General features: G+C 70.1%; 6 protein-coding genes. All 6 read right to left on the minus strand.

The window, feature by feature from the left end; translation table 11 throughout:
- Positions 1 to 29: 29 nt before the first annotated feature.
- The gene (locus BLT23_RS38880) at positions 30 to 1,553 is read right to left on the minus strand and encodes a serine/threonine-protein kinase (protein ID WP_090060292.1); all 1,524 of its coding nucleotides are present in this window, start codon (positions 1,551 to 1,553) and stop codon (positions 30 to 32) included.
- The gene (locus BLT23_RS38885) at positions 1,553 to 3,025 is read right to left on the minus strand and encodes a peptidoglycan D,D-transpeptidase FtsI family protein (protein ID WP_090060294.1); all 1,473 of its coding nucleotides are present in this window, start codon (positions 3,023 to 3,025) and stop codon (positions 1,553 to 1,555) included. Before BLT23_RS38885 ends, BLT23_RS38880 begins: the two co-directional genes overlap by 1 nt.
- Positions 3,022 to 4,389, minus strand: coding sequence for an FtsW/RodA/SpoVE family cell cycle protein (locus tag BLT23_RS38890; protein WP_090060305.1), 1,368 nt, complete (start codon positions 4,387 to 4,389; stop codon positions 3,022 to 3,024). Before BLT23_RS38890 ends, BLT23_RS38885 begins: the two co-directional genes overlap by 4 nt.
- 108 nt (positions 4,390 to 4,497) lie before the next feature.
- Positions 4,498 to 5,922: a PP2C family protein-serine/threonine phosphatase gene (locus BLT23_RS38895; RefSeq protein WP_090060296.1), complete on the minus strand. Its 1,425-nt coding sequence runs from the start codon at positions 5,920 to 5,922 to the stop codon at positions 4,498 to 4,500.
- Positions 5,919 to 6,380 (minus strand): FHA domain-containing protein FhaB/FipA, encoded by a 462-nt coding sequence (locus tag BLT23_RS38900; protein WP_090060298.1) that lies wholly within the window; start codon positions 6,378 to 6,380, stop codon positions 5,919 to 5,921. The genes BLT23_RS38895 and BLT23_RS38900 overlap by 4 nt, the downstream gene beginning before the upstream one ends.
- 51 nt (positions 6,381 to 6,431) lie before the next feature.
- On the minus strand, positions 6,432 to 7,087 hold a 656-nt coding region (locus BLT23_RS38905), incomplete at its 5' end, for an FHA domain-containing protein (protein WP_143036202.1).

Raw genomic sequence — 7,087 nt, forward strand, 5'->3', positions numbered from 1 at the left:
CGGTGTTCCCAAGTCGGTTCTGGTCTTGCTCATGGCGCGCACGTCACCCTCACCTGCGAGCCCGCCGGCACCTCGCCTGTCGGCGCGATGGCGGTGACTCGGCACTTCTTCAGATCGCCCGGTGAGGTGCCCTGGGGGCCCTGCACCAAGGGCGCCAAGCCGTGGTCGGTCAAGTCGGCCGTGGCCTCGTCGCCGGAGCGGCCGATGTAGTCGTCCTCGTCGATGGGCCACGACGCGGTGCCCGGGATCCGGTCAGCGGAGTCGGGCTTGGCCTGCCCGTTCGCGGGTGAGCTCCCGTTCACCGAGGTGGACGTCGCCGGTCGGCCGCTCTGCCCGTTGGCGTCGCCCGTCTCCGCGGTCAGCTTCCACAGGACGACCACGCCGACCACCAGCAGCACGGTCACCAGGAAAGCGACCATAACCCAGATGACGGTCCGGTTTCTCCCGGGTGGGGTCGGCATGGGGGTGAACGTGCCGGTCTGGTGCACCGGCTGCATCCCGGGATGCGTACCGGGACGGCCCTGCGCCGGGTGGTGTGCCATCTGCGGTGGAATCGGCAGCGCCTGCGACACCTGGGGAGGCGCCTGCTGGGGCATCTGCTGGGACACCGGCTGCTGCGGGACCTGCTGCTGCGGAACCTGTTGTGGCAGCTGCTGGGGAGTGACGACCTGCTGCTGCACCGGCGGGGGCATCGTGAACCCCGACGGCGTCGGCAGCGGCTGGCCCACCCGCACCGCGCTGACCGCGGCCGCGAACTCGCCACCGGTCCGGTAGCGCTGCCTCGGGTCCTTCACCAGCGTCGCCTCGATCAACGCCCGCGCGCCCGGCGGAACGTCCGGCGGCAACGGCGGCGCGATGTCGCGGATGTGCATCATCGCGACCGTCACGGCGTTGTCCGACAGGAACGGCCGGTGCCCGGCCAGGCATTCGTAGCCGCACACGGCCAACGAGTAGACGTCGCTCGCCGGTTCGGCCTCACCGCCGAGCGCCTGCTCGGGAGCGATGTAGTGCGCCGTGCCCATCACCATGCCGGACCGCGTCACGGGTGCCGCGTCCACGGCCTTCGCGATGCCGAAGTCGGTGATCTTCACCTTCCCCGACGGCGTCACCATGATGTTGCCGGGCTTCACGTCGCGGTGCACGAGGCCGCGTTCGTGGGCCGCCTGCAACGCGTTGCCGGTCTGCTCCAGCAGGTCGAGCGTCACCTCGGCGCTGAGCCTGCCCCGCGAGATGATCGTCGCGAGCGGCTCGCCCTCGACGAGCTCCATCACGAGGTACGCGGTGTCCTCCGGCCCGTCCGCGATCGACGCGGTCTCGCCGTAGTCGTGCACCGACGCGATGCCGGGGTGGTTGAGCGACGCGGTCATCCGCGCCTCGGTGCGGAAGCGGTGCAGGAACTCCGGGTCGCCCGAGAGCTCCGCCTTGAGGACCTTCACCGCGACCCGGCGGTCGAGCCGGTCGTCGGCCGCCTCCCAGACCTCGCCCATGCCGCCGACCGCGATCCGCCTGGTGAGGCGGTAGCGGTCGGCGAGGAGCTGGCCCGTGGTCAGCATCAGCGACCCGCCAGGTACGCGTTCATCACGGCGCGCCCGATCGGCGCGGCGACCTTGCCACCCGTGGCGCCCAGACCGCGGTCACCGCCGTCCTCGACGATGACGGCGATCGCGATCTCCGGCTTCTGCGCCGGCGCGAACGCGATGTACCAGGCGTGCGGCTTGTTCTCCAGCGGCTTCGCGCCGTGCTCGGCGGTGCCCGTCTTGGACGCGACCTGCACGTTCTGCAGGCGGCCCTCGCCACCGGTGTTGATCTCGGACTGGATCATCATGTCGCGCAGCGCCGCCGCGTTGGCCGAGGACATCGCGGTCTCGACCTCGTCGGGCTCGGTGTCGCCGATCGACTTGAGGTCGGGGCCGAGGAGCTTCGACACCAGGTACGGGTGCATCCGCTTGCCGCCGTTGGCGATCGTCGCCGCGACCACCGCGTTCTCGAGCGGGGTGATCAGCACGTCGCGCTGGCCGATGCCGGTCTGCCACAGGGCGGCGTCGTCGGGGATCGCGCCGAGCGTCGAGGGCTCGACGGCCAGCGGGATCCGGAGGTCCTGGTCGTTGAACCCGAACTTCTCCGCCTGCCGGCGCAGCTTGCTCGCGCCGACCTGGCCCGCCATCTCGCCGAACGCCGTGTTGCACGACTTCGCGAGCGCGGTCTCCATCGACACCGTCTCACCGGGGCCGCACGGCGTGCCGTTGAAGTTCGGCAGGTCCGTCTGCGTGTTCGGCAGCTTGACGGTGCCCTTGGCGGTGTACTGCGAGTCCTTGTTCTTGCCGTCCGCGAGCGCGGCCGCCGCGACGACGACCTTCAGCGTCGAGCCCGCCGGGTACAGGGCCTGCGTCGCGCGGTTGACCAGCGGGTCGTTCGCGTCCTTCGACGTGAGCTGCGTCCACGCCTCCGCCTGAGCCTTCACGTCGTGGCTCGCCAGGGCGTTCGGGTCGTAGGACGGCGTGCTCACCATCGCGAGGATCTCGCCGGTCTCCGGCTTGATCGCGACGACGGAACCGGTGAAGCCCTTCGCGGTCAGCTGGTCGTAGGCGACCTGCTGGACCTTGGAGTCGAGCGTCAGCTGGACGTTGCCGCCCACCGGGTCGCGCCCGGTGATCAGCGCGGAGATGCGGCGGGCCAGCAGCCGGTCGTCCGAGCCGTTCAGCAGGTCGTTCTCGGCGCGCTCCATGCCGGAGGTGCCGTAGGTGACCGACAGGTAGCCGGTGACGGGCGCGTAGACCGGGCCGTTGTTGTACGTGCGCAGGAACCGGAGGCGGTCCGTCGTCTCCTTGACGTCCGCGATCACCGTGCCGTCGGCGACGGTGATCAGGCCGCGCTTGCGGGCGTACTCGTCGAGCAGGACCCGCTTGTTGTAGGCGTTCTTGCGCCACTCGTCGGCGTTGATCACCTGCACCCAGGTGGCGTTGCCCAGGAGCAGCAGGATCATGACCATCATGGCCATGCCGACCCGGCGGAGCGGTGTGTTCATTTCGGACGCTCCACCATGACAGTGTGCTGGTCGGCGATCGCCGGCTGCTGCGGCTTCGGCTTCGGCGCGCGCTGCGGCGACCGGGCCGCCGCGGAGATGCGCAGCAGCAGCGCGACCAGGATGTAGTTCGCGAGCAGCGACGAACCGCCGTAGGACAGGAACGGCGCGGTGATGCCCGTCATCGGGATCAGCTTGGTGACACCGCCGACGACGATGAACACCTGGAAGCAGACGGCGAACGCGAGACCGCCGCCGAGCAGCTTGCCGAAGCTGTCGCGCACGGCGATGGCGCTGCGCAGGCCGCGCAACGCGAAGACCATGTAGATCAGCAGCAGCGCCGCGAAGCCGACGAACCCGAGCTCCTCGCCGATCACGGCGGTGATGAAGTCGGTGTTGGCCTCCGGGATCATCTCCGGACGGCCCGCGCCGAGACCCGCGCCGCCGATGCCGCCGGTCGCGAGACCGAACAGCGACTGCGAGATCTGGTAGCCGCCACCGATGACCTCGTAGCGGGCGATCGGGTCCTGCCAGTTCGACACGCGCTGCTGGACGTGCGTGAAGAGCTTCCACGCGATGACCGCGCCACCGGAGAACAGGCCGAGACCCAGCACGACCCACGCCGCGCGTTCGGTCGCGATGTAGAGCAGCACGAGCACGATGCCGAAGAACAGCAGCGAGGACCCGAGGTCCTTCTGCAGCACCATGACCGCGACCGTGACGCCCCACGCCGCGAACAGCGGGCCGAGGTCGCGGGCGCGCGGCAGGTCCATGCCGAGGAACCGGCGGCCCGCCACGGTGAACAGGTCCCGCTTCGACACCAGGAACGCGGCGAAGAAGACCATCAGCAGGATCTTCGCGAACTCACCCGGCTGGATCGACAACGGGCCGATGCGCAGCCAGATCTTCGCGCCGTTGATCGTCGGCGCGATGAACCCCGGCAGCACACCGGGCAGCAGCAGCGCCACGAGCCCGACGAGGCCGAACGTGTAGCCGAACCGCGCGAGCATCCGGTGGTCGGGGAGGAACTTCAGCGTCGCCGCGAACAGCAACAGGCCGATGGCGGTCCAGATGACCTGCTTGAACGCCACCGGGTCCCACACGGAGCCGTCCAGGAAGACGGTGCCCTCCATCGCGAGGTCGATCCGGTGGATGACCACCAGACCGAGCCCGTTGAGCAAGGCGACGCACGGCAGGATCGCCGGGTCGGCGTAGGGCGCCCACCTGCGGACCGCGAGGTGCGCGCACGCGAAAAGACCGAGGTACGCGAGACCGAGGTAGAGAATCCTCAGGCTCAGCGAGCGCTCCTGGTTGAGTTCGACCAGGATGAGGGCCAGCGTCACGAGACCGGCCGCGAACGACAGCATCACCAGCTCGGTGCCGCGGCGCGTCGGCGCTCGCAGTCCCGGCGACGTGCTCGTCGCCACCGACGCGCCTGGTGAGCCTTCCCCGGTGGGGACGGGCGAGCCCTTCAACTACGGACCCTCCCGGCAGTCCACGCCCGCCTTAGGCTGCGACGGCGTGAGTGGGGGTTCGGTGGCCGAACCGTTCTCGGGTGGGGTGGCGGCGGAGGTCGGAGGCGTCTCCGTGCCGGTCGTGGTCGGCGAGGTCGTCGTCGTGGTGGTGGTCGTCGTGGTCGACGACGCCGACGCGTCCTTGCACAGCGGCAGCATGTGCTCCGTGCGCAGCAACCGGACCGCGGCACGAGCCCCGTCCAGGCCGTTGTCGCTGCGGATGCCGGCGGTGATGGTCTTGCGACCGGCCTCCTGCAGGTCCTGCAGCGTGATCGGCGTGCACCCCGTCGATCCCGGCGGGCACGAGTCCTCGACCTTGGACGACAGCTTGAAGCCGAGGACGCTGCCGTTGAGACCGCGGAAGATCGCGACCTGGCCTTCCTCCGTGGCACCCACGTAGTACTGGGTGTTGAGCCACAGCTTGCCGCCGACCGCGACGACCGCGCCGAGCAGCAGGAGCACGAAGATGATCGCGAACGCCTTGATGGCGTTGCGCTTCTTGCGCTTCGGGTCCGGCGGCGGTGGCGGTGGCGCCTCCATGCGCTGCGGCATCGGCGGGCGCTGCTGCGTGAGCGCGCTCGCCCGCGAGGCCGCGGAGTCGGGAGGCTGGTTGTGCTCCTCGCTCCCGTCGCCCGCCGCGCCACCGAGGATCGGGTAGTCGTCGCCGAAGTCGACGTCCTCGACGTCCGCCACGATCACCGTGACGTTGTCGGGGCCGCCGCCCTTGAGCGCGAGCTCGATCATGCGGTCGGCGCACGCCTGCGGGTCCGGGATGCGGATCGCCTCGTCGAGCGTCTCCATGCTCACCACGCCGGACAGACCGTCCGAGCAGAGCAGGAAGCGGTCGCCGACGCGAGCCTCGCGCACGGTGAGGCTCGGCTCGAAGTCGTGGCCGGTCAGCGCGCGCAGCAGCAACGAGCGCTGCGGGTGCGTGGCGGCCTCGTCCGGCGTGATCCGGCCCTCGTCGATCAACGACTGGACGAACGTGTCGTCGTGCGTGATCTGCGCGAACGTGCCCTCCCGCAGGAGGTACGCGCGGGAGTCGCCGATGTGCACGAGCCCGAGGCGGTTGCCCGCGAACAGGATGGCGGTGAGCGTGGTGCCCATGCCCTCCAGGTCCGGGTCGCTCGTCACGAGCTCGGAGATGGCGCCGTTGCCGGCCGCGACCGCGTCGCGGAGCTTGCCGAGGAGGTCGTCGCCCGGCTCGTCGTCGTCGACGTGGGCCAGCGAGGCGATGACCACCTTGCTCGCGACCTCGCCGGCGGCGTGGCCACCCATGCCGTCGGCGACTGCGAGCAGGCGGGGGCCCGCGTACACGGAGTCCTGGTTGTTGGAACGAACCAGGCCCCTGTCGCTGCGGGCCGCGTATCGAAGAACCAAGGTCATGAGCGCAGCTCGATCACCGTTTTGCCAATGCGGATCGGGGTGCCGAGCGGTACCCGCAAGGGTGCGGTGACCTTGTCTCGGTCCAGGTAGGTGCCGTTCGTGGAACCGAGGTCTTCCACGTACCAGTCGGTGCCGCGCATGGACAGCCTCGCGTGCCTGGTCGACGCGAAGTCGTCGTCCAGGACGAGAGTGGAGTCGTCAGCGCGGCCGATCAGGATCGGCCTGCCGTCGAGCGAGATGCGGGTGCCCGTCAGCGCCCCGTGGGTGACCACGAGTTGCCGGGGCGCCTTGCTTCCCCTCGCCGGCTTCTCGGACCTCCGGAAACCGGGCAGACCTGACGCCCGGAGCCCTGAGGCCGCGTAGAGATCAGAGCGGACCACACGTAGGGCGGCCAGCACAAAGAGCCAGAGGAGCACGAGAAAGCCCGCTCTGGTCAGCTGCATCACCAGCTCTGGCACCGGTTGTAACCGCTCCTGCCTTGAGTTGCTTACCGACGCCCGTGTCGACCACTAGCCCGCGGTGCGGAAGACCAGTGACGAGTGGCCGATGCGGACGACGTCGCCTTCCGCGAGCTGCCAAGTCTGCACTGGCGTGCCGTTCACCGTGGTGCCGTTGGTCGAACCGAGATCAGCGAGCATCGCATTCTGCCCGTCCCACGAGATTTCCAGGTGTCGCCTGGAGACCCCGGTGTCCGGGAGGCGGAAGTCGGCTTCCTGCCCACGTCCTACGACGTTCCCACCCTGCTTGAGGTTGTACGTCCGGTTCGATCCGTCGTCGAGGTGCAGCGTCGCGTTCAGCTGGCGGTTGCCGCCCTGCGTCGCCGGCGGGGCGTATCCGCCCTGGTTGTAGCCCTGGTCGTAGCCACCGGGCTGACCGTAGGCCGGCTGCTGGCCGTAGCCCTGGTCGTACCCGCCCTGCTGGCCGTAGCCCTGGTCGTAGCCGCCCTGCTGGCCGCCGCCGTAGCCCTGGTCGTACCCGCCGGGCTGCGCGTAGCCCTGCTGCTGGCCGCCGCCGTAGCCCTGGTCGTAGCCGGCGGGCTGGGCGCCGCCGTAGCCCTGGTCGTAGCCCTGCTGCTGGCCGTAACCCTGGTCGTAGCCCTGCTGGCCGCCGCCGTAGCCGCCGCCCTGCTGGCCGTAGCCCTGGTCGTAGCCGCCTTGCTGGCCGT

This window comes from Lentzea fradiae, assembly GCF_900100955.1.
GTDB classification, from domain to species: Bacteria; Actinomycetota; Actinomycetes; order Mycobacteriales; family Pseudonocardiaceae; genus Lentzea; species Lentzea fradiae.

Coding starts and splice junctions, on each gene's coding strand:
- BLT23_RS38880 (WP_090060292.1), bottom strand. CDS start 1,553: ATGCTGACCACGGGCCAGCTCCTCGCCGACCGCTACCGCCTCACCAGG.
- BLT23_RS38895 (WP_090060296.1), bottom strand. CDS start 5,922: ATGACCTTGGTTCTTCGATACGCGGCCCGCAGCGACAGGGGCCTGGTT.
- BLT23_RS38890 (WP_090060305.1), bottom strand. CDS start 4,389: ATGCTGTCGTTCGCGGCCGGTCTCGTGACGCTGGCCCTCATCCTGGTC.
- BLT23_RS38885 (WP_090060294.1), bottom strand. CDS start 3,025: ATGAACACACCGCTCCGCCGGGTCGGCATGGCCATGATGGTCATGATC.